The sequence below is a fragment of the Prevotella scopos JCM 17725 genome (assembly GCF_018127785.1).
GTDB lineage: Bacteria > Bacteroidota > Bacteroidia > Bacteroidales > Bacteroidaceae > Prevotella > Prevotella scopos.
The window spans coordinates 925,204-949,091 of record NZ_CP072390.1; the positions used below are offsets into that span (position 1 = coordinate 925,204).

Annotated in this window: 13 protein-coding genes, 2 tRNA genes and 3 pseudogenes; 8 read left to right on the forward strand and 10 right to left on the reverse strand. The window is 39.6% G+C overall.

Going from position 1 to position 23,888, the window contains the following annotated elements:
- Positions 1-3: 3 nt before the first annotated feature.
- The 4 genes from lpxK (at position 4) to J4856_RS09305 (ending at position 3,288) form a co-directional block, all read left to right on the forward strand.
- The gene (gene lpxK / locus J4856_RS09290) at positions 4-1,182 is read left to right on the forward strand and encodes a tetraacyldisaccharide 4'-kinase (protein ID WP_025839933.1); all 1,179 of its coding nucleotides are present in this window, start codon (positions 4-6) and stop codon (positions 1,180-1,182) included.
- Positions 1,067-1,876, forward strand: a complete 810-nt coding sequence (locus J4856_RS09295) for a purine-nucleoside phosphorylase (RefSeq protein ID WP_072904696.1) — start codon at positions 1,067-1,069, stop codon at positions 1,874-1,876. Before lpxK ends, J4856_RS09295 begins: the two co-directional genes overlap by 116 nt.
- A gap of 99 nt (positions 1,877-1,975) precedes the next feature.
- Positions 1,976-3,088, forward strand: coding sequence for a thiamine-phosphate kinase (locus J4856_RS09300; protein WP_025839930.1), 1,113 nt, complete (start codon positions 1,976-1,978; stop codon positions 3,086-3,088).
- 127 nt (positions 3,089-3,215) lie between these two features.
- Positions 3,216-3,288, forward strand: a tRNA-Phe gene (locus J4856_RS09305).
- 124 nt (positions 3,289-3,412) lie between these two features.
- Here J4856_RS09305 and J4856_RS09310 read toward each other — a convergent pair.
- The 3 genes and pseudogenes from J4856_RS09310 to J4856_RS09320 all read right to left on the reverse strand — a co-directional run.
- Positions 3,413-4,000 (reverse strand): annotated as a pseudogene (locus J4856_RS09310) (ISAon1 family transposase); the annotation flags it as partial.
- 58 nt (positions 4,001-4,058) lie between these two features.
- On the reverse strand, positions 4,059-5,939 hold the full coding sequence (locus J4856_RS09315; protein ID WP_065367784.1) for an IS1634 family transposase: 1,881 nt from the start codon (positions 5,937-5,939) through the stop codon (positions 4,059-4,061).
- 165 nt (positions 5,940-6,104) lie between these two features.
- Positions 6,105-6,412 (reverse strand): annotated as a pseudogene (locus J4856_RS09320) (transposase); the annotation flags it as partial.
- Between the two features lie 128 nt (positions 6,413-6,540).
- On the opposite strand from J4856_RS09320, the gene J4856_RS09325 reads away from it, so the two are divergent.
- Positions 6,541-7,908: a DDE transposase gene (locus tag J4856_RS09325; RefSeq protein WP_211817815.1), complete on the forward strand. Its 1,368-nt coding sequence runs from the start codon at positions 6,541-6,543 to the stop codon at positions 7,906-7,908.
- Between the two features lie 650 nt (positions 7,909-8,558).
- Here J4856_RS09325 and J4856_RS09330 read toward each other — a convergent pair.
- Entirely contained in the window at positions 8,559-9,287 is a 729-nt protein-coding gene (locus J4856_RS09330; RefSeq protein WP_025840006.1) for an HAD family hydrolase, read from the reverse strand.
- A gap of 316 nt (positions 9,288-9,603) precedes the next feature.
- The gene (locus J4856_RS09335; RefSeq protein WP_065367786.1) at positions 9,604-10,809 is read right to left on the reverse strand and encodes an ISL3 family transposase; all 1,206 of its coding nucleotides are present in this window, start codon (positions 10,807-10,809) and stop codon (positions 9,604-9,606) included.
- Between the two features lie 266 nt (positions 10,810-11,075).
- Between J4856_RS09335 and J4856_RS09340 the strand changes: the two are divergent.
- Positions 11,076-12,616 (forward strand): annotated as a pseudogene (locus tag J4856_RS09340) (sulfatase-like hydrolase/transferase).
- Between the two features lie 540 nt (positions 12,617-13,156).
- Here the strand turns inward: J4856_RS09340 and J4856_RS09345 are convergent.
- The 4 genes from J4856_RS09345 to J4856_RS09360 all read right to left on the reverse strand — a co-directional run bounded on the left by J4856_RS09345 (position 13,157) and on the right by J4856_RS09360 (position 17,630).
- Positions 13,157-13,480, reverse strand: a complete 324-nt coding sequence (locus J4856_RS09345) for a hypothetical protein (protein WP_025840016.1) — start codon at positions 13,478-13,480, stop codon at positions 13,157-13,159.
- A gap of 203 nt (positions 13,481-13,683) precedes the next feature.
- Positions 13,684-15,564 carry an IS1634 family transposase gene (locus J4856_RS09350; protein ID WP_065367784.1) on the reverse strand — a complete coding sequence of 627 codons (1,881 nt, stop codon included), beginning with the start codon at positions 15,562-15,564 and terminating at the stop codon, positions 13,684-13,686.
- Between the two features lie 199 nt (positions 15,565-15,763).
- Positions 15,764-16,951 (reverse strand): RHS repeat domain-containing protein, encoded by a 1,188-nt coding sequence (locus tag J4856_RS13470; protein ID WP_065367783.1) that lies wholly within the window; start codon positions 16,949-16,951, stop codon positions 15,764-15,766.
- Positions 16,952-17,557: 606 nt separating this feature from the next.
- Positions 17,558-17,630, reverse strand: a tRNA-Lys gene (locus J4856_RS09360).
- Positions 17,631-18,065: 435 nt separating this feature from the next.
- On the opposite strand from J4856_RS09360, the gene J4856_RS09365 reads away from it, so the two are divergent.
- Positions 18,066-19,607: a sulfatase gene (locus J4856_RS09365; protein ID WP_065367782.1), complete on the forward strand. Its 1,542-nt coding sequence runs from the start codon at positions 18,066-18,068 to the stop codon at positions 19,605-19,607.
- 338 nt (positions 19,608-19,945) lie between these two features.
- On the opposite strand, the gene J4856_RS09370 is transcribed toward J4856_RS09365, so the two are convergent.
- On the reverse strand, positions 19,946-22,027 hold the full coding sequence (locus J4856_RS09370; protein ID WP_065367781.1) for a GDSL-type esterase/lipase family protein: 2,082 nt from the start codon (positions 22,025-22,027) through the stop codon (positions 19,946-19,948).
- A gap of 685 nt (positions 22,028-22,712) precedes the next feature.
- Here J4856_RS09370 and J4856_RS09375 point away from each other — a divergent pair.
- On the forward strand, positions 22,713-23,633 hold the full coding sequence (locus tag J4856_RS09375; protein WP_428842426.1) for an IS256 family transposase, variant Zn-binding type: 921 nt from the start codon (positions 22,713-22,715) through the stop codon (positions 23,631-23,633).
- Positions 23,634-23,888: the final 255 nt, after the last annotated feature.

Genomic DNA, 23,888 nt, shown 5'->3' on the forward strand with positions numbered 1-23,888 from the left:
TATATGGAAGGAGACCACATTAAAATAAATAAATGGCTGTTGCCTTTCAGCTGGCTCTATGGGCTGGGAGTAAGATTGCGCAATGAGTTATTTGAACTGAATATTCTCAAATCCAGACAGTTTGATATTCCAGTCATATCTGTTGGTAACATTACTGTGGGTGGTTCAGGAAAAACTCCCCACGTAGAATATCTTATCCGATTGCTGAAGGATAAGATGAAGGTGGCTGTCCTCTCACGCGGCTATAAACGTAAAAGTCGTGGATATGTGTTGGCGAATGAAAACACTCCTATGCGTGAGATTGGTGACGAACCTTATCAAATGAAAACAAAATTCCCTGACATTCGTGTTGCTGTTGATAAGAAACGCTGTGAAGGAATAGATCGGCTAACATCTGATGAAGAAACAAAAGATACAGATGTTATTCTCTTAGATGATGCTTTTCAGCACCGATATGTGCATCCAGGTATCAACATTCTGTTAGTTGATTATCACCGACTTATCATCTATGACAAACTTCTTCCTGCAGGAAGACTACGTGAGCCACTCTCTGGAAAGAATCGTGCAGATATTGTTATCATCACGAAGTGCCCAAAGAGTCTTAACCCAATAGACTATCGTGTGCTGAGTAAGGCAATGGAACTCTACCCTTTCCAGCAGCTTTATTTTACCACATTAGACTATTGTGACTTGGAACCTATCTTCAATAAAGGAAGAAATATACCACTCACAGAGATAAGAGGAAAAAACATCTTATTGCTTGCAGGCATCATGTCACCAAAGCAGTTGGAGTTGGATTTGAATTCCTTCACAGGTAACAACGCGCTAACAACGCTCTCCTTCCCCGACCATCATGCATTCACTACAAAAGATATTCATCGTATTAATGAAACCTTTGCTAAAATGCCTGAGCCAAAATTGATTGTCACAACAGAGAAAGATAAGGCTCGACTTATCGATATAGACAAATTATCAGACGAAGTAAAAGAAAATATTTATGCGCTTCCTATTAAAGTGAGTTTTATGCTTGACAAGGAAGAGTCATTCAATCAAAAAATAATATCCTATGTACGAAAAAATTCAAGAAACAGCATCTTGGCTAAAAGAGAGGATGACCACAAGTCCAAAGACAGCCATCATTCTGGGCACAGGTCTCGGACAATTAGCTTCAGAGATAACTGATAGTTACGCGTTTTCTTATCAAGATATACCTAATTTCCCTGTTTCTACAGTAGAAGGACATGCAGGAAGTCTTATCTTTGGAAGACTTGGAGGTAAGGATATCATGGCTATGAAAGGGCGATTCCACTTCTATGAGGGATATGACATGAAGGATGTTACATTCCCAATTCGTGTAATGCACGAGTTAGGTATCGAAACATTGTTTGTTTCAAATGCTTCTGGAGGTATGAATCCATCATTCAAGATTGGTGACCTTATGATTATTACTGATCATATCAATATGTTCCCAGAACATCCGCTACGTGGTCGTAACTTCCCAACAGGTCCACGTTTCCCTGATATGCACGAGGCATACGATCATAAGTTAGTAGAATTGGCAGACTCTATTGCTAAAGAAAAAAATATTGAGGTTCAACACGGAGTTTACATGGGTGTACAAGGTCCTACCTTTGAAACACCTGCAGAATATCGTATGTACCACAAGATGGGAGGTGATGCTGTTGGTATGAGTACCGTACCAGAGGTTATTGTCGCTCGCCATAGTGGTATTAAGGTATTTGGTATCAGTGTAATTACTGATCTTGGTGGCTTTGATGTTCCCGTAAAGGTTAGCCATGAAGAGGTTCAGGAGGCAGCTAATGCTGCACAGCCACGTATGACAGAGATTATGCGTGAGATGATTAAACGCTCATAAGTTATATACATACAACAAGTATACTAAGGCGTTCTTTATCCTATAAATCATAGATAAAGGACGTCTTAGACATTATATCACTAAGCTATAATAAAGTAAATGGAAATAAAAGACCTTGGAGAATTCGGCTTAATCAACCGACTTACAAAAGATATACAAGTTACAAATGTATCGACCATTAAAGGAGTTGGTGATGATGCAGCTGTCTTGCGTTATTCAGATAGAGAGACGCTCGTTTCTTCACAGATGTTTATGGAGGGTGTGCACTTCGATTTAACCTACATAGATATGGAGCATTTGGGATACAAAGTTGCAATGGTAACGATGAGTAATATCTTTGCCATGAACGGTCAGCCACGACAACTAATTGTTTCATTGGGCCTAGGTAAACGTTTTAAGGTAGAAGATCTTGATCTATTCTATGCAGGACTTAAAGAAGCATGTACCAAATGGGACATAGATATAATAGGAGGTGATACAACTTCTTCATATACAGGTCTTGCTATTAATATCACTTGTATTGGTGAAGCAGCAAAGGACGATATCATCTATCGCAGCGGAGCAAATGAAACTGATCTCATCTGTGTAACAGGTGATCTAGGTGCAGCTTATATGGGCTTACAGTTACTTGAACGTGAAAAAACAGTTTACTTTCAACAAGTTCAAGAGTATAATAATAAGGTAAAAGAAGCACAGGCTAATAAAGATGAAAAACGTCTTGAGGCTTTGCGTAGAGAACGTGCAGTTATTGAAGATTTTCAGCCTGATTTTGTTGGGAAAGAATATCTTATTGATCGTCAGCTAAAACCTGAAGCACGTGGCTATGTTCTCACCCAACTTCGCCAAGCTGGAATACACCCTACTTCATTGATAGATATCTCTGATGGTTTAGCGACCGCTTTAAAGCATATTTGCGAAAAAAGTCACTGCGGTTGTAGAATTTATGAAAAAAATATTCCTATTGATTATCAAACTGCAGCAACATGTGAGGAGTTCAATATGAATCTTACAACAGCCGCTTTAAATGGAGGAGAAGACTATGAACTTCTTTTTACAGTTCCTATCGGTGACCATGAGAAGATTGATAAGATAGAGAATATCAGACAGATAGGTTATATAACAAAAGAAAACTTAGGAACATATCTTATAGCTCGAGATGGTAACGAGTTCGCATTAAAGGCACAAGGTTGGCCTATCACCAAGGAAAAATAAATTGTTAAAGGATGTAAATAGCGGTATATTTTTTCAGAAAAGTTTGGAGGAATCAAATAAAAGTAGTACCTTTGCATCGCAATTGAGAAAGCAAGCACAAATCTTTCTAAACATTGCAAAATATGATGGTGCCATAGCTCAGTTGGTAGAGCAAAGGACTGAAAATCCTTGTGTCCCCGGTTCGATTCCTGGTGGTACCACTCCTCCTTTCATCAGGGCGGTTCTCGCAAGAGGCCGCTCTTTTTGTGTCATATTTAGTCTTCTCTTGTGAGTAAAAATGGCTCAGTAGGAAAAAGGGGGGGCTCAGTAGGAAAAAGGTGGGGATTATGCATATAGGTTTTTGATTCTGAATAAAAAGAAACTTTTATCTTGCACTCCTCTAAGATTACTTCTGAATAACTTTATTTTTGAGTTGAATGACTCTGCTGCCGCATTAGATGTTCTATTGTTGTAGAAATTAAGTATATCATCATAGTGCTCATAGAATGTGGCAGCAATAACATTGAAAGAATGGAATCCTGCCTCTTCCACTTTATTGTACCATTTAGCCATTGATAGCCTTGCAGCATCCTTGATGGTATTCTTGGCAAAGATCATTCTCAGAGAATGACACAACCCATAGGCAGTCTTAAGCTTTGGATACTGTTCGAAGAGTATCTTAGCTCTCCGCTTCTGTGAGTCTGTCCATTTCTCAGAAGACTTGAAGAGAAGGTATCTACTTCTGACCAGCAATTCTTTCTTCGTATCTCCATTCTCAAAGGTACAAGGCTGATATTTCTTTCCCATAAGTTTGGCTTCTTCCATTTCGTCATTTGCCTCCTGTATGGCTTCCCAACGATAGTCTATCCTCATTTGCTGTACGGCATCACAGGCAAGCTTTTGGATATGAAACCTGTCAATTACACGTTTAGCCCAAGTTTAACACCCACTTTCGCCTAATCTAACTGTCATCGTGCTTTCATCGTTTTTCTTATGGACTCTGTGTCCTACAAATTTTATTCTTTTTGAATGGTGAGTGTTTTAAGTTCAACTTATCGTATATCTGTTTTGCTTGCTTCGAAGGACTACTACATTGGCGCATCTCGATGTTCTCACCTAATGGATTCTTCCCTTTTGTTGTGACGAGCTTCTGGGTGCTCATACGTCGTACAATCTCGGTCCAGTAACAGGATTCTCCTTCTCGTTTTAATTGACAGCGGATGGTGTTTACCACCCAATAGGCTAATAAACCGAAGAAGAGGTGTGCGTCGCTTCGCTCATCTTTCTGATGATAGATAGGACGGAGGTTGAGGTCATTCTTTAGTTGCCTGTTCGTGCATTCTATCTCACGAATGAGATTGTAGTATTCCCATGTCACACGCTCAGAAAGTGTCCTGATATTGCTGCGGAGGAAGTAGACTCCGTGACCGGACTCCATTTCAGAGAGGTCTTTTATCTCCCAGTCTACGCGCAGCATCTGCTTGGGTTTCTTCTCTTCTTTTATGTAGCTTATCTGATAGAACTTCGCTATAGATGGGTACTTCTGTATGGCACGTCCTGTACGTTCAACAACCTTTTCATAGGTTTTTGTTCCACCTTTCTTGGAGATTCCATCGTTTATTCTCTTCAGTTCCATCTCAAAACGCTCTCTCCAGACCCTGTTCATAGACGACTCTGTCATAGCTTTCGAAGGAGATGTTATTTCGAGATAATAATCCTTATCATCTTCTGTCTTAACCTCTTTCAGCGTTATTTTCTGCCGACGGGCATCCATTACCGTAACACTCTTGTTATCATCACTGAGCGTATAGTCCTTCATCTTTGTACGGGATACGCAGAGATAATTGTAACCTTTTCTTTTGATCAGCTCCAAGTTCTCTTCCGTGGCAACACCTGCATCCATGACAACGAGCGTATCTTTTGTCCGTGATGGACTCCTCTTTGCTAACGTATCAATCATATTGAGCAGAGACTTAGGGTCTGCTGTATTACCCTCCAAGATAGAAGAATAACGTATAAAACCTTCTTTATTGATACATAGTGCAAGTACAAGTAGCTTACAGTCAGAGCGTTTTTCTTTTGATCGGCCGAACTTGGCCTTGTTGCTGTTACGCTTGCTGCCCTCGAAATAGAAGTTGGTTAAGTCGAAGAGCATCAACTTGTTGTCTATATTAAAGAGATCGTCAGTAACGTTGCACAGATGACGCTCTAACTGTTCCTTTAGTTCATATAATTTGTCAGTGACTTTATACAGAGAATTGATTCCTGGTGTCCAGCCAGGAACTCCACTATAAAGTTCACCAGCAGCCGAGTTATCACGCAAATAATAATAAGACGAACGTTCAGAAACAGCATATACTGTGCGAACAATCAATGCAGACAAAGCTGTGTGTATTGTATTCTCCGTCCAGCCGTTTTTGCGCAGGAAATCCTCTAATTGCAGTTTGTCTATCGTCTGCTTGCAGAGCCACTCAGCACCGACATTCCTTGCGTTAGTATATTTTGCCGTCTCAAGGTCAACGTAGTTCTCATATTTTCTCAGCGACTTCTGCTCTTCCTTGTTAAACCTATCAATTCCACCTTCGTTCTCCATACGGCTCCACCATTCATCAGCCTTTACCTGTTCAATAGGAGTAAGTCCGTCAAGATGTTCCTTGAAAAGCGAGGGTGTACTTCTGTTTTTGAAGCGTTCGGTAAGTGCGTATGCAATTTTTCGAACCTGTACGGCTGTAAGTGAAGGTTCGAACCCGATGTTCAACAGAATTAGCGAATGTACATGACCCTGCACGTCACGATATGACTCCTTAATGCGATAAAAAGGAGCCATGTCGCCTGTTGCAGGGTTGAATCGTGTCTGTACATTTGCGTGCATGAGTGCAAAGTAACAAAATAATTTTGATATGACGGTGTCCTACAAATCAGATTTTACTCCTCGTTACAATACCCTATGCTTGATTATCAGTCTTTTATGAAATTAATACTACATAAAACATCCCGAAAATTTATGAAAAATATTTTTGCCGGTTAAACTTGGGTTAGCCTTTGGGAAGCAGTGGCGTACTATCTTGCGCATACTATCAGATAAATCAAGTGTCACCTCTTCGACCTTCTCACGTTTTTGATCATCTATCCTGTCAAGTACCTCACATACCTTCTCAGCCTTTGTACCTGCAACGACAGCGACCAAACAGCCTTTCTTGCCATGTTTGTCCCGATTGGTTACTATCGTATAAAGTTCTCCGTTGGAGAGAGCCGTCTCGTCTATGGCAAGATTTGGACCGATATTATCAGAAAACAAAAGCCACTCCTCGGCGTGCTTTAACTGACCCAATCCCTATAACCACTAAATAGGGATATTCAGAATTTTTCTAACTAATTGTTTGTCAGTGTAATATATTATTTGTACCTTTACATAAAATCCCCCGAACGACCCTTCACGGGCAGAATCGGGGGAAAAATTTAAAAAAAACGTCGTGAAGATACAAAAAATTTCTGATATAACACCAACTTTGCCCTTTACAGAGTTTGATTTTTTACAGAGCTATCGTGACAGCTTTGCAAAAAGCGAACTTGGACGTATCCATTCCCAGCTCCCACTTAAGGAGTTGGCAGCAGCATGTACGAGTCGTAGCCATAAGAGCAAGCGGGGCAAAAAGCCTCTTTTTTCGTGTGAGGGAGAAATAGCCCTGATGTTCCTCAAGTCATACACAGGTCTGTCTGACGATGGCTTGATAGAGATGCTTAACGGAAGCATCCACATGCAGATGTTCTGTGACGCTCTGATAGACCCTTCCTGTCCCATCAGGGATGGAAAGATTGTAAGCGCCATACGCAACCGTCTTGCCCGTCTTCTTGACATAGACAGCCTTCAGGGCATATTGTACGCCAAATGGAAAGACAGCCTCAAGGACAAGGACCTATGCCTGACGGATGCGACCTGTTATGAGAGCTACCTGCGCTTCCCGACAGACATCAAGCTACTCTGGGAGTGTTGCCATTGGCTTCACAAGCTGCTCGTCTCCGAGTGTAAGCACCTGTCGGAGCGTGTTCCGAGGAGCAAGTATAATGATGTTGACAAGGCTAGGCTTGCATACGCCAAGCAGCGCAAGCACACAGCATCATCCACGCGAAAGCTCAGGAGAAGACTTCTGAAACTGCTCTCCAAACTTCTTTCTCAGTGGTACCGTCTTTGCAAATTGTATAGCCCTTGTATCAGCCTGTCGGCAGAACAGGAAAAGCGTCTATCCGCCATACGTGCCGTATTCCGCCAACAGTCAGCCTTGTTTTCAGGCAAGGAAGTCAGGCACCGTATTGTCAGCATCGACCGCCCCTACCTCCGTCCCATTGTTAGGGGCAAGGAAAACAAGCGTGTGGAGTTTGGGGCAAAGGTCAACAACATACAGATTGACGGCATATCATTCATAGAACACCACAGCTTTGAGGCTTTCAACGAGGGTGTTCGTCTTAAGCAATGTGTTGAGTATCAGGAATCTCTGACGGGGGTCAAAGTTAAGCGTGTCGGTGCCGATTCCATATATGCCAACAATGCCAACCGAACAATGTGTACGGAAAAAGGCATAACCACCTGTTTCGTCAGAAAAGGTCCCAAGCCCAAAGAAGAATCAGAATGTCTCAGGACGGCGAGAAAGATTATTGGAAACCTCAGGGCCACTGTAATGGAGGGCAGCTTCGGGAATCAGAAACAGCACTATGCCGTTGGGCGCATCAAGGCACGTAACATGTTCAGCGAAACATTACTGCTCTTCTTCGGAATCCATACGGCTAATGCCGCCATTCTTGCCGCAAGGCTGATGGCCAGGGACATGAAGAAGGTGGCTTGATAAAAAGATAAGGTGATTTATATCCATCCATAGGCAGGTATGGAAGGGGCAGGTATGCCCATACGGCTCAACATTTGAGATTTTTGAGCAGAAAACACTGCAAATTCTTTTTCTAGGAACTTTTCCAAGAAAAAGAATCCAGTTTTTGAATGCTCTTGGCAGGTTCAGGAGTGAATTAACTGAAATTCCCTATTTTAGTTTGTTGTCACTTTTAATATTTCATGTATCTTGCTGAGATATAATAAGCTAAGCAATTAGTGTAAATGATAGGAATGACAGGAAAATAAGTTTAAGATATCTCTGCAAAACGAGGTTGCCTATTAATTTTAAGCTTTTCCCTGCAAGTATGAAATAATTAAGGAAGTCTCACGATATCATGCCACACACTGAGAAAGTGTAGAATAGACATGACCAATATCACCCAATATTCAATATCCTTCATCCAATAGGTGAAAATGAAATATATCAAATCTCAATCATCTTCCTACGAAGTTACAAAGTGGTTATCAAATGAAAGTAGGAAGATAAACATTTCGTTTTCTTCCTACTCGTTACTTTATGATTTACTAGCTCGTAATGGATAAATCGATAATTCATTCTGAGTTTCCTTTATTGGAAACATAGTATTCTTCTGCATCTATGAGCTTCCGTCAGGAAAGTTTGCTTTCATCAACCAGTCTTGGAACAGGACATAGAAAATTTGTTAGCCCGGAAAACGTGGGTAATCTTAACATACGTTGATGTATCTTATGTAGATAATCAGTATCTTTATTGTCCATATAATTAGGTATGTGAACAGCCCATGCTCCTATTTTAAGTGCAGGCTCAATATCTTCTGTAAAAGAATCACCAACCGTAAGTAATTGTCCTGATTTTACGCCAAACTGTTTACAAAGTCGTCTGTAGGCATCAGATGTTTTTTCTGATACGATAACAATGTCATCAAAGTATGGTCGTAATCCCGAACGTTGAAACTTGTTTTCCTGGTCAAGTAATTCTCCTTTTGTAAACACAATCATTCGGTATCTACCTGTGTCACGAACTTTTTTAAGAGTTGCTTTAACACCATCAAAAGGGTGCCCAGGTAGTCGTAACAACTCCTTGCTAACCTCAACGATTTGTCCGATGTCATTTCCCTTTACATTTCCGTGACTGATTTTGACCGCATTCTCTATTAGTGATAACATGAAAGCCTTACTTCCATAACCAAGAAGTGGTATGTTGGCCTGTTCAGTGGCGCGGAGAGCATGAGACACTTCAGCAGCAGAAGCATAAGGGGCAAGAATCTCACAGTATACTTTTTCCATTGTATTAAAGTAGGTCTGACTACCCCACAATGTATCGTCAGCATCAAATGCTATAAGTGAAATCTCCGTCATAAGCCTTAAAATTAGATATTATTGTTATCGTGAACATTCTTTTCTTCATTGAACCTTGTCCAATGAAGGCTTGTCGTAGACGGTAAATGATAAAAAATCCTTTCAAAAATAATAATCCTCCTTTTCTTTTTGCAGCAAAGATAGTCTTTTTTTTCTTTATTGCAATTTTTTTGATGACTTTTTTACTGGTATAACTACTATTTTCACGTTTATTAATATGTGCGAATAGTTTATATTTATCGATAAAACTAATCTAAGTGTTAATAAGTATGATTTTATAAAAGAATTTATCAACCTAAAAAATGTGGTTCTTCCGTTAAATGCGTAGACGTCTATCATGCAGTGCATATAGTCTTAATTTGCAGTATTCTTCATTTCTGAACCCATATATCTGTCTTTTCAAAACCTTTATTTTGTTGTTAATTCCTTCTATAGTTCCGTTTGTTATATAATGGTCATACCATGCTAATATATATGTCTTGTATGCTCTAATAGTTGACGCCATTTTCATTAATGGCTGTATTTTGGATTCTATAGCTTGCTTTACCCATTCATCCAACACAGCTTTAGCCTTTTGCTTACTACACTGATTCCATATTTCCTTAAGATCTTCTTTGAGATAATAGGCAATCATTAGCGGACGGTTTAGGCTTAGGGCGTTCTCCAGTCTATTTCTGTGTGCATAATCAAAAATATCATTTCCATTTCTAAGCAACAACCAACGTGTTCCTTTGATTACTTTACGCTTGTTGACGTCCTTTTCCACATGCCATAACTGTCTTCTTAGCAAGTCCAGCTTTTCGTTCATAAGCTTGGTTACATGAAAGTGGGCTACTACAAGTGCTGCATTGGGAAGATGCTCACTTACAGATCTTGTATATGCTGCAGAAAGGTCTGTACATACTGCTTGTATATGTTCTTTGTCCTTGCCGAGACGGTCCCAGAAACCATCAAGGGCATTCTTCCCATTGACATCACCGACATAAACAATATGACCATTATCCAAATCTACAACTATGGTCTTATATACATGCCCATTATGAGTGGCAAACTCATCAATGGAAATACGCCTTAAAGTAGAAAGGTCTGGGTTGGAGTAATTCGACTGCAGAAACTCCATCTGTATATTACGCACTACATCCCAAGATACCTGAAGAAACCATGATATGTCCTGGATTGTAGCAAAGCGAGACAAGTCAAGAACCATATTCGCAAAGGCTATTGTGTGCCGGCGTTTCCCTTTCGCAAAGGCGACGTTTTCTTGTTTGATACAGCCACAGTCGTGACATTGAATACGCTGTACACGCATGTCTATATAAGTCTTGCTCAGACCTATAGGAACACTTACAAAGCGACGAATATGACTGCCGTTACGATTAATATTATGACTCCCACATACAGGACAGCAAAGTTTTTCCTTTGGAGTTTGGATTTCTAAAACTAAGTTATTACCTTCGTAGCGCAGATTCTGACAAGCTTGTTGGGAGACGCCTAAGGCGTTTTGCATTATGCTGGTATTCATGTTTTTGAAGTTTGGTCACTACAAAGATACATAATACCAGCTTTTTATATATAACTAATCAGAGATATCTATCCATTTAACGGAAGAACCAAAAATGTAGTGTCATGTCAGATTTATATCTAATAATATTATGAAAAATTTGATTATCTCAAATATTTTAATTTTCTTTGCGTTCGCTTCAATCTGAAAGGTGGATGTATCTGAAAATAATTTCATGAATATTACTTTCAAGAGCAACCACAAATAATTTATCATATCAAAAAACGATGGAACGTAAACTGCTAACAATTGCATTATTATCATCTACTTGTGGAACTAGTCAGATAGCTGATGCACAATCATTGAATTCAGATAAAGATAAGCCAAATGTTATTATCATATTGGCCGATGACCTTGGTTATGGGGACTTGGAATGTTATGGTGCGAAAAACGTTAAGACACCTAATGTCAATCGGTTGGCGCACTCAGGAATCCGTTTTTTGAATGGACATGCTGTTGCAGCAACAAGTACTCCTTCACGTTATTCACTTCTCACAGGTGAATATGCATGGAGACGTAAGGGTACAGACGTCGCAGCGGGAAATGCTGGTATGATTATAAAGCCAAGTCAGTTTACTATGGCAGACATGTTTAAGAGTTGTGGTTACGCAACTTGTGCTATAGGTAAGTGGCATCTTGGACTGGGCGATAAAGGAGGTGAACAAGATTGGAATGCCCCCTTACCAGAAGCATTAGGCGATATTGGTTTTGATTATCATTATATTATGGCTGCAACTGCAGATCGTGTTCCTTGTGTTTTTATTGAGAATGGGATGGTTGCAAGCTATGATTCCACTTCTCCAATTGAAGTTTCATACGTGAAGAATTTTGAAGGTGAACAACAGGACGAAATAATCCGGATCTACTTTACAATATGCAATCTAGCCATGGCCATGATATGTCAATCGTCAATGGAATTGGTAGAATTGGATATATGAAGGGAGGGGGAAAGGCGCTTTGGAAGGATGAAAACCTCGCAGATTCAATGCTCACACATGCCATGAAGTTCATGGAGGATCACAAGAAAACACCTTTCTTTATGTATTTTGCAACAAATGATGTTCACGTTCCTCGATTTCCACATAAACGTTTTCGTGGTAAATACGCTATGGGATTAAGAGGTGATGCAATTGTTCAATTTGATTGGACAGTTGGTCAGATAATGAAGAAATTGTGTGAATTAAAGATAGCTGATAAAACACTTGTAATTCTCACTAGTGACAACGGACCTGTAGTTGACGACGGCTATAAAGATAGAGCTAAAGAATTACTTAATGGACATAGTCCAGCAGGACCTTTCCGTGGAAATAAATATAGTGCATTTGAAGGTGGAACAGCTGTGCCATTTGTTGTTTCTTGGCCTCGTGAAATTAAGGGAGGTGTTGTTTCCAAGGCGCTTATGAGTCAGATAGATCTCATTTCTTCATTAGGCTCGCTTATTTGTGCACGATTCCCGAAAGGTAGTGTGCCAGATAGCCGTAATTATCTCCCAACTCTGTTAGGTAGTGATTTCAAAGGTCGTGACTATGTTATTGGACAATCAAACACCCATGTTCTATCTGTTCTTACTTCTCAATATCGGTATATTGAGCCAAGTAATGGCCCAAAGATGATTCAGTGGGGACCTAAAATAGAAACTGGTAATCTACCTGTTCCACAGTTATATGATATGATGGTAAGTCCGTATGAAACAAATAATATCGCTACAGAACATCCGGAAGAGGTAGCACGTATGCAAGCTATATTAGAGAACGAAAGAGATAGATAGCTTATTTGTAGGAGCAATATCCTTGTTCTTAAGTTTGATGATTGTATTATTGTTCTTAAAGGTAAAGTTTAACTACATAACGAATCATTTGTTTAAAGTGGTCTCTATTGACCTATTATTTTTTACAATTACCTTAATTCCGCAGCGTAAAATCTTTTAAGAACTCCAAGTGTCTGAGAAACAAAGTTCTCAAAATACTTGGATATGTCAGAAATTTGGGTCTTCAGGAATTTGGAGTGATGCTATGATATCCTTTGTGCCACTTGTTAGTAAAGAAGATTTGCAAACAGTTCATTATAAGCACTTTGTAGCGTGTATAACCCATGTAGTACAATAATAACTTTCGTAACCTTTAAATTAGTACTTTGTATTCTTTAATATCAGTAAATAAAGGAGCTGTAAAAGTATATAACTTATAAAAGTTATTGATTATCAGACATTAAACACTATCACTCCAAATTCCTGAAGAACCAAATTGTATGGTTTTTGTATCCAACAAGGTTGATATATGCATTAAAACTTAAAGCAGGTTTAGCCAAATCACCCCCCCGCAGACATAATGCTATAAAGACCTCCCTCAGAACCACTAATTGTGAAACCAAGACCATAAGAGTAATGTAAATTGACAATTTGAAAACTAAATCCAGCTTTCCATCCTATTGCGTCAAAGTTAAAAGGGGCATAGATACCTGAAGGAGTTTTTGGTAATTCTTTATATCTACAAAGTTCCAGTCCCATATTACTTAGAATGTCTAAGAAATTAACATGTTTTTTATGGGATACAGACACTTCATCCATTGGGTGGGCTGAAAGAATATTCCCTTGATTATCACCGAATTTATATTGTCCTTGATTATCGAACATATTTACAGTATTTCCTAAATATCTTCCACCTTACCTTCTGGGATAAACTTTCCGTCTTTAGCAGAGTTGACTCTTTCATCCCAATAGACGCCCTGGTCCTTTGTTTCAACCCATCCCTTTCCGTTAGGGGTCAATTATTCTAACCCAAGTTTAACCCCCACTTTCGCCTATTTCTTGCAGTCACCGTACTCTCCTCGTTTTTCTTATGGACTCTGTGTCCTACAAATTTTATTCTTTTTGAATGGTGAGTGTTTTAAGTTCAACTTATCGTATATCTGTTTTGCTTGCTTCGAAGGACTACTACATTGGCGCATCTCGATGTTCTCACCTAATGGATTCTTCCCTTTTGTTGTGACGAGCTTCTGGGTGCTCATACGTCGTACAATCTCGGTCCAGTAACAGGATTCTCCTTCTCGTTTTAATTGACAGCGGATGGTGTTTACCACCCAATAGGCTAATAAACCGAAGAAGAGGTGTGCGTCGCTTCGCTCATCTTTCTGATGATAGATAGGACGGAGGTTGAGGTCATTCTTTAGTTGCCTGTTCGTGCATTCTATCTCACGAATGAGATTGTAGTATTCCCATGTCACACGCTCAGAAAGTGTCCTGATATTGCTGCGGAGGAAGTAGACTCCGTGACCGGACTCCATTTCAGAGAGGTCTTTTATCTCCCAGTCTACGCGCAGCATCTGCTTGGGTTTCTTCTCTTCTTTTATGTAGCTTATCTGATAGAACTTCGCTATAGATGGGTACTTCTGTATGGCACGTCCTGTACGTTCAACAACCTTTTCATAGGTTTTTGTTCCACCTTTCTTGGAGATTCCATCGTTTATTCTCTTCAGTTCCATCTCAAAACGCTCTCTCCAGACCCTGTTCATAGACGACTCTGTCATAGCTTTCGAAGGAGATGTTATTTCGAGATAATAATCCTTATCATCTTCTGTCTTAACCTCTTTCAGCGTTATTTTCTGCCGACGGGCATCCATTACCGTAACACTCTTGTTATCATCACTGAGCGTATAGTCCTTCATCTTTGTACGGGATACGCAGAGATAATTGTAACCTTTTCTTTTGATCAGCTCCAAGTTCTCTTCCGTGGCAACACCTGCATCCATGACAACGAGCGTATCTTTTGTCCGTGATGGACTCCTCTTTGCTAACGTATCAATCATATTGAGCAGAGACTTAGGGTCTGCTGTATTACCCTCCAAGATAGAAGAATAACGTATAAAACCTTCTTTATTGATACATAGTGCAAGTACAAGTAGCTTACAGTCAGAGCGTTTTTCTTTTGATCGGCCGAACTTGGCCTTGTTGCTGTTACGCTTGCTGCCCTCGAAATAGAAGTTGGTTAAGTCGAAGAGCATCAACTTGTTGTCTATATTAAAGAGATCGTCAGTAACGTTGCACAGATGACGCTCTAACTGTTCCTTTAGTTCATATAATTTGTCAGTGACTTTATACAGAGAATTGATTCCTGGTGTCCAGCCAGGAACTCCACTATAAAGTTCACCAGCAGCCGAGTTATCACGCAAATAATAATAAGACGAACGTTCAGAAACAGCATATACTGTGCGAACAATCAATGCAGACAAAGCTGTGTGTATTGTATTCTCCGTCCAGCCGTTTTTGCGCAGGAAATCCTCTAATTGCAGTTTGTCTATCGTCTGCTTGCAGAGCCACTCAGCACCGACATTCCTTGCGTTAGTATATTTTGCCGTCTCAAGGTCAACGTAGTTCTCATATTTTCTCAGCGACTTCTGCTCTTCCTTGTTAAACCTATCAATTCCACCTTCGTTCTCCATACGGCTCCACCATTCATCAGCCTTTACCTGTTCAATAGGAGTAAGTCCGTCAAGATGTTCCTTGAAAAGCGAGGGTGTACTTCTGTTTTTGAAGCGTTCGGTAAGTGCGTATGCAATTTTTCGAACCTGTACGGCTGTAAGTGAAGGTTCGAACCCGATGTTCAACAGAATTAGCGAATGTACATGACCCTGCACGTCACGATATGACTCCTTAATGCGATAAAAAGGAGCCATGTCGCCTGTTGCAGGGTTGAATCGTGTCTGTACATTTGCGTGCATGAGTGCAAAGTAACAAAATAATTTTGATATGACGGTGTCCTACAAATCAGATTTTACTCCTCGTTACAATACCCTATGCTTGATTATCAGTCTTTTATGAAATTAATACTACATAAAACATCCCGAAAATTTATGAAAAATATTTTTACCGGTTAAACTTGGGATAAAATTAAAATAGTTGAATATGCTATTATTTTCCTCATCTTTTATAATATACTCCTTGCAGTGTTCTTAAATTGTAATTCTCAGGTAATTGTCTGAATCCCGCCGCTTTCCACGGATATGCTTGAATAAGAGCAGCTCTCGTTGAATTGATATTTACAGGTATCAGCCCTGTATTTGCCGAACCGCCCTCAGCATAAGGCATACTACCTGTTGCATCTTTTAATCCTTGTACCCATGCGGGCGTAATTTCACTGAATGAATTTGCAACAGAAGTAGAAGTTAAACCGGAAACAGAAGAAGGACTGTACCCAAATTGCGCTTTGTATGCAGCCATCTCTTCATATACATCTTGTAATATAGTCATTCCTGTATTTAAAAATGCGACATCACCCGTTTCAAACTGCCCTGCGTGTGTCATTTCGTGAACGAAATTGGCCGTACTACCAAATTTTATATCAATAACATTTGTGTTCGTGTTTAATGTTACGCCACCATTTTCACCATCCGCAGTGTGAGATAAACTATAAACTTGGCTACTGGTTTCCAAAGTTTCCATCGTTACAATACTCGAATTTAAACTGGCTAATCTTTCTGCCTTATTTCCTATTTTAACCGCCAATTTTTCAGAACTCCAACCTTTGACCCTCGCTTTGGCATTTAATTTATTAATGTCAGTTTGAAGATTATCTCTTTGTCTTTCAATCTCTTGCTTTAAATTTACCCATTCTTTTAGATTTCCTTCTTCAATTTCCATTCCCATAGGGTCGGTATATCTCACAGGATTATCCACACAATACACATATCCTCCAACGCTGGGATACTTCTCCACCAACGGATCCACACACATCCATCTTCCCAGCACAGCATCATAATGGCGTGCACCATAATCATACCAATCCAATCCGTGCATACGATCAAGTTCCTTACCGTTGTACTTGTAAGATTGTGTGCCTCCGCCTGTACTCTCACCCATCAGTCCACCAAAGGCATAGTAATGATTCATTTGCTCCACTTGTCCATGCTCATCTATCACTACACGATTGTTTCCAAAGTGGTCCTGCAAGTAGTAATGGTATGTTGGAGTGGAATTCGCAAGTGTGATGTATCCCACATCGGTAAGAATCTTGCTTAATTGTCCATTCTCATAAATCATATTTCCACAGTAATCGGTTTTCAGCGTTAAAGCCACATTAGTAGATAGAGGAGGAACGATGCTGCCCATAGGTACAAAGAGGTTAGTCTTCGAGGTTTTATAGGTGACAGAGAGTTTACTCCCCCATCCATACAAATTGATTGTTTCGTTCGTTTGTAATTTAAATTATTAGTTTCTGCAAATATAAAAACTAATTTTACAAATCAAAGTTTGATGCCTACTTTTTTTTACAATTTCTAATTGACAACCAACATACACTCCGAGTAAATATTGCAAGGTAGTTTGGATTTACACTACTAATCTCTAAAATCGGGTTCTTCAGGAATTTGGAGTGATAGTGTTTAATGTCTGATAATCAATAACTTTTATAAGTTATATACTTTTACAGCTCCTTTATTTACTGATATTAAAGAATACAAAGTACTAATTTAAAGGTTACGAAAGTTATTATTGTACTACATGGGTTATACACGCTACAAAGTGCTTATAATGAACTGTTTGCAAATCTTCTTTACTAACAAGTGGCACAAAGGATATCATAGCATCACTCCAAATTCCTGAAGACCCTAAAATCGGAGGAGTTTATCAACTTTATCATTTTAAACATAGTATTATAACACGCAGATAATAAAACAAGAGAGGAATACCCTTGTGGATATTCCTCTTGTTTTTCAGTGATTCGCATGGGGCTCGAACCCATGACCCCAACATTAAAAGTGTTGTGCTCTACCAGCTGAGCTAGCGAATCTCCCTATGCTTTCAGAAAGCGAGTGCAAAGGTAATAAGATTTTCTGATTAATCCAAATTATTTGTAACTTTTCTTTTTCTTTTTAGAAATGACATGTGCAAACGAAGGTTTTATGTAACTAAGATGTGATGTTATTTGAGTAATGCAAGGTATAAATTAATAACGTTTGTTACTAAAGATTTCAGCATATTGTACACTATATCTCAGTTTTCCTGTATTTCATCAGTTTCCTGTATGCTATTATTAGATATGCAGTATCACACCAATCTTTGGAAGCTCACCTTTCTATCTTGAATCAGCTCCAGAAATAGACCATCTGAAATGATTCAACCTCAATAGTCCAACTAACAACAATATTGATTTATATGACGAATACCAACTTTTTTATTAACTTTGTAGCATAACTAAGTCCCCCAATATTGATTCTTTATTACAATGAACATGCATACTTTCAATCGTTCTCAGAACCCCTCTACCCTATTGGCAACGATTTCGCTACTTGCTTTTGGGACTCCTACACCAGTCAAATCTCAAGGAGTAAAGAAACAACCCAACATAATTTTATTCATGGTAGATGACATGGGATGGCAAGACACGTCTCTGCCTTTTGCTGACTCGATTACTGCTAATAATCGAAAGTACGACACACCGAATATGAAAAGACTCGCAGCAGAGGGTATGATGTTTACTGATGCCTATGCGACACCTATCAGCTCACCTTCCAGATGTAGCCTAATGACAGGTATGAATATGGCCCGACACCGAGTAACGAATTGGACTTTACATCGCGACCAGATGACAGATGGGAAACGAGAAGGTGTTACACTGCCGGACTGGAATTACAATGGTATCGCACAAAGTGGTAATGTAGGTCACACTACAAAAGCCATATCCTTTGTTCAACTTCTAAAGGATGCCGGTTATCACACCATCCATTGTGGCAAAGCTCACTGGGGCGCAATTGATACTCCGGGAGAGAACCCCTGTCATTTTGGCTTTGAAACGAACATTACTGGCACCGCTGCTGGTGGATTAGCAACCTATCTCAGCGAACGCAACTATGGTTTCACGAAGGATGGGAAGCCAACATCTCCGTTCGCTATACATGGTTTGGAACATTATTGGGGTACTGGAGTTTTTGCAACGGAAGCTTTAACGAGAGAGGCTATTGCGAGTTTAGAAAAAGCTAAAAAATACAACCAACCTTTCTATCTGTATATGTCTCATTATGCCGTACATGTTCCCATTGATAGAGATATGCGTTTTTACCCAACATACCGAGCACGTGGACTCTCAGAGAAAGAGGCTGCTTACGCCTCATTGATAGCAGGAATGGACAAAAGTCTGGGCGACCTCATGGACTGGATAGAAAAAGCTGGCCTCAATCGCGAAACAATTATTATCTTTATGAGTGATAATGGTGGGCTCGCTTCGTCATCATATTGGAGAGATGGCGAACTCTACACCCAGAATGCACCGCTCAAAAGCGGCAAAGGTTCACTTTATGAAGGAGGAATAAGAGTACCTTTTATTGTGAGATGGAAGAATGTTGTAAAGCCGAATACTCGTTCTCATACACCTATTATTATAGAAGACCTCTATCCAACCTTACTTTCTATGGCAGGCATCAAAAACTGTCACGTACCACAAACTATCGATGGGCGGGACATCACCCCTCTCCTTCGTGGTAAGCAACAAAACTTTGAGAACCGACAATTGATATGGAATTATCCTAATATATGGGATGGAGAAGGACTAGGCATCAGCCTGAATTGTGCCATTCGTGAGGGAAAATGGAAATTGATCTATTCCTATCTGACAGGTCAGAAAGAACTTTATGACCTGTCGAACGACCTATCCGAAAACTACAACGTAGCCTCCGCTCATCCGCAGGTCGTAGAACAACTCTATCGCCACCTTACATCACAACTGCATGAAATGAAAGCACAAAAGCCTATTGTGAATTATAGCAAGTAATAATAAAACTATCGTTGTGAGGTGGCAAATAACAAATCTTGCCCCCTCCTCCGATTGAATAACTTTATTTTTTTTCATCTAATAAACATCTTCCACACCTAATAATCACTGACAGAATACAACAATTGAGTCTATCACGAGATGTTTTATTCATGTAACATTACTCCACACAATTGGTGCGGAGCGTGAACACCAATGGTGCGGAGGGTGAACACCAATGGTGCAGATGCCCCGCACCAATAGTGCGAACTGATAAACACATTGCAGCATGTTATCATGCATGTGCGAAACATACTGCTTAATGCGCAATACGATTAAGCTATTATCATCTGAATCGCTTACTTCTTAACTTGCCATTGAAAGGTACTACATGGTAATCCTACTTCATTCACAAGGTTTGCGCGTGTGAAAGGTTGCCAGCCATAACGGACTGCACGAGGACGATGAACAGAAGACGACCGAACAAGAATTGTGTTAGGCGATGTTATCTGTGCCTCAGCAGGATAATAAATACCATCAGCACCTGCAACCTCGAAGCCAACAAGGTGATTACCCTTAGCAGAAAGTGACTGCACATGAGTAAATTGTAATTCAAGTGCATTATCTTTTATCAACACAGAATGACAGACTGGCCCTTCAGATTCAATCATGTAATCATAGCTATGATGCAACGCTTGTAAACCAAGGCGTTCTCCAACAGGCTTTTTATTGGTATAATGAACATCTAAGGAGTCACCTACATCAGTTGTTACAGCCATCCACGTATTACGTAATGTTAAAGCCATACGACGCTGTGAGTCACGAAAACGTGGCCATGAAGGACGATTTAGACTAGAGAGCTGTACGAAGTAAAATGGTAATTCGGGATTATGGAAGAACCGACGCCAACTCTTCTCCAACATAGAGAAAAGTCGTTCGTGTAGTTCCGTATTATGCGCATTTGACTCACCTTGATACCAGACAACTCCCTTGATCGAATAACCTTTTAAAGGTAACATACCTGCTTCAAACATATAAGTTGGTGCAAAAGGATGACGCTGCAAAGGATTCTTACTCACACTGACATTCTGTAAAGCTCGCTCACGTGCCCATTTCATTCCATAGTCACCATGGTACCAATCACGCAGAATAGCTGGCATCCGTTCCTCCAAAGTATGGCGATCTATCCATGACTCTGTCGTCGTTCCACCAACAGCATTACAGATAATACCTACAGGAACTTGCAAGCTATCGGCTAGCTTCTTTCCAAAGTGATAAGCCACTGATGAGAAGCCACTCAAAGACTCACGAGAGCAGTTACGCCATGGTCCGATACGAAGATACTGATGACGATTAACAGAGTCACAAGCACTAGCCGACCATTTTACAGCAGTTGTTAGATAAATTGCCGACATATTAAAAAGGTGTAAACAAGTTTGACTATCAGCCTCATCTAAATCTTGCTTTCTACTCTGAACAGCATTAACAGGTAATTCCATATTCGATTGTCCTGAACAGAGCCATACCTCACCGACGTAGATATCCTTAAGCGTAAGTTTCTGTTTCTTCGTACTTATCATTGCTTTATAAGGGCCACCAGCCTTCTCTGCTGGGAAAGAGGCTCTCCACTTCCCGGCGCCGTCTGCAACAGAAGAGAGCGTACGTCCATTGAAATTTACCTTAACCATTTCTCCCGTATTTGCCTTTCCACAAAAAACAATTGGTCTGCCACGCTGAACAACCATGCCATCTGAATACAATGGCGAAAGCGAAAGTCCTCCATAATTACCTGTCAGAGCACCATATACGGTCTCAGCAATTATCTTTGCACCTTCAGCATTCGGATGGATCGCATCTGCAAGAAGGTCAGGACGACTGTATAAAGGCGTATTTAAGTCGATCAACGATGTTCGTGTAGCAGTCGCAACTTGTCGAATATGTTGCTGAATCTGTGCGTACCAATCACGTGTACCACTCTCAAAACGAGGATGGCGGTCAAAGATGGGTGACATAAGACAAATCCAAATCTTTGCCTTAGGATTTGCCTGACGAAAACTGTCAATCAGTCGGATGTAATCAGCATTAAAATCCTCACTATGTTCTGGCCAGTTGCGTGGATCGGTATCATTGAGTCCAAGGTGAATAACAACTAGGTCTGCCTTGAAGTCCAAAGCCTCCTTATATTCTTTTTGTTCGATATAAGGACGATGTCCGAGATGAAGCAACGTTGTACCAGAGTGTCCGAAGTTTCTAACTTCATAACCACTTCCTAACATCTGTTGTAGCTGCGCTGGATAACAATTCTTTTCCCTATCAGCGATTGTCATCCCCCATGTCACACTATTACCCACACATGCCACCTTAATTCTTCCGCCTGCAACAGCAGTCAGAAATATAAAGAGCAGTCCAAACAATAAAATTGTTCTTTTCTTCATAATCATTTATAAACGTAGTAATGACAGATTTTGCTTTTAAATTTAATTTTACTCACATACAAATTTCTTGCAAAGTTAAATATAATCTATGAATAAAGGAAAAACCCTAGATAACAAAAACGTCCAATGGGCAAATTATCAAACAAAAGTATAAAGAATAAGATAAATGTTATAGACTCCGAACAACTCACGTTACATTACAAAACCACCTTCATCTACAAAATGAATATCATAAAATCTATAATCTTAAAACGCCAAATAGTTCTTTAAAACAATAATGTTGAGCCTTTTTTTACCTAAGAATGAATTAATACAAACATGTGTTCGCACACATTTTTACAACGAAAAAATAATCTACGAAAAGTTTGCACGGAAAGTAAAAATAACATATCTTTGTGACTGTTATCCTGAAAACAATCTTTTACCTTTAAAAGACTAATACCTATTGAGTAATTAAAGCGATTCCCTGTGAAGGTCATCGCTTTTTCTTTTTTATCCCTTTATCAAAGTGTATAGTTATCTTTACACGATATAGGTTTGGAAGGAAATTCCAAACATTTATCTAAAACCTCAATTCCGCAGCATTATTCCTTGTGAAAAATTTTGGCCTATATGACAAAAATGTGCTTAAAATCCTTGTAACTATCTAATAATCATTATCTTTGTTTTATTTATATTTTTATGGCAAAAAATCTGCTTTTATTGTGGCTCAAAATCGACTATAAAACGTGGTCATCTTAATGGTAGTCAACGCTGGTATTGTAAGTGCTGTAAGAGGAGCTTTGTTGGACATAATCGCCTTACCAATACCATTGTCAATAATCGTTATTCCAAGGGTAATCTAACAGTCAAAGATCTATCAGAGGAGTACGGAGTTTCAACCAGGACAATTTATAGAAAACTCACCAAATCTTATAAAGAAGAACTTCCCAACCTTCTTGTTCGCCCTGTAGTGGTTTTAATGGATGCCACCTATTGGGGACGTAATTTTGGTGTCGTTATCATGAAGGATTCATTGTCTGGTGATGTACTTTGGTTTAAGTTTATCAATAGGCATGAACGTCTTGAAGACTATAAGGAGGGCATAAGCTACTTGGAGTCACTTGGGTATACCATTCAAGGGCTTGTATGCGATGGTTTTAAGGGACTTAGGCAAGCTTTTCCCAATTATAAATTCCAATTATGCCAGTTCCATCAAGTAATGACTATAAAGACAAAACTAACTTCAAGACCCAAGCTTGAGGCTTCAAAAGAACTGCTTGAATTATCCAAGATGTTATGTCATACGGACAAGGAGTCCTTTATTGGGGCTTTAAAGGAATGGTACACCAAGTGGGAGGATTTTCTTAAGGAACGGACAACAACAGAAGATGGAAAATCACATTATACTCATAAAGCTCTACGTAGTGCTTTTTTGAGCCTTAAAAGGAATATGTCGTCATTGTGGACATACTATGATTACCCTGAATTGAAGATGCCAAATACAAACAATGCCATTGAATCACTCAATGCAGATTTAAAGACAAAATTGAACCTACACAAGGGGATCAGTATGGAAAGAAGAAAGATCTTCATCCAAGACTTTATAAAGTCCCATTCTCCTAAGAAATAAAAGGGGAATGGGAGATTTTAAGCACATTTTTGTCACATAAGAGAAAACGACGCTAAAATAAGCACACTTTTGTCACATAAGCCAAAATTTTATATATTGAGATGTCTTTTTGTAGCTCTATATGTTGATATGAGGTTTTTCGGGGCTTCCTGGGTCTTGCATAGGCATGAAATCCCCCACCCAAACCAATGAGGAATGTGAGAATCATAAAGACATGCTGTTTATTCAAGGAAAACTTCAGAGTAAAGTGACAGT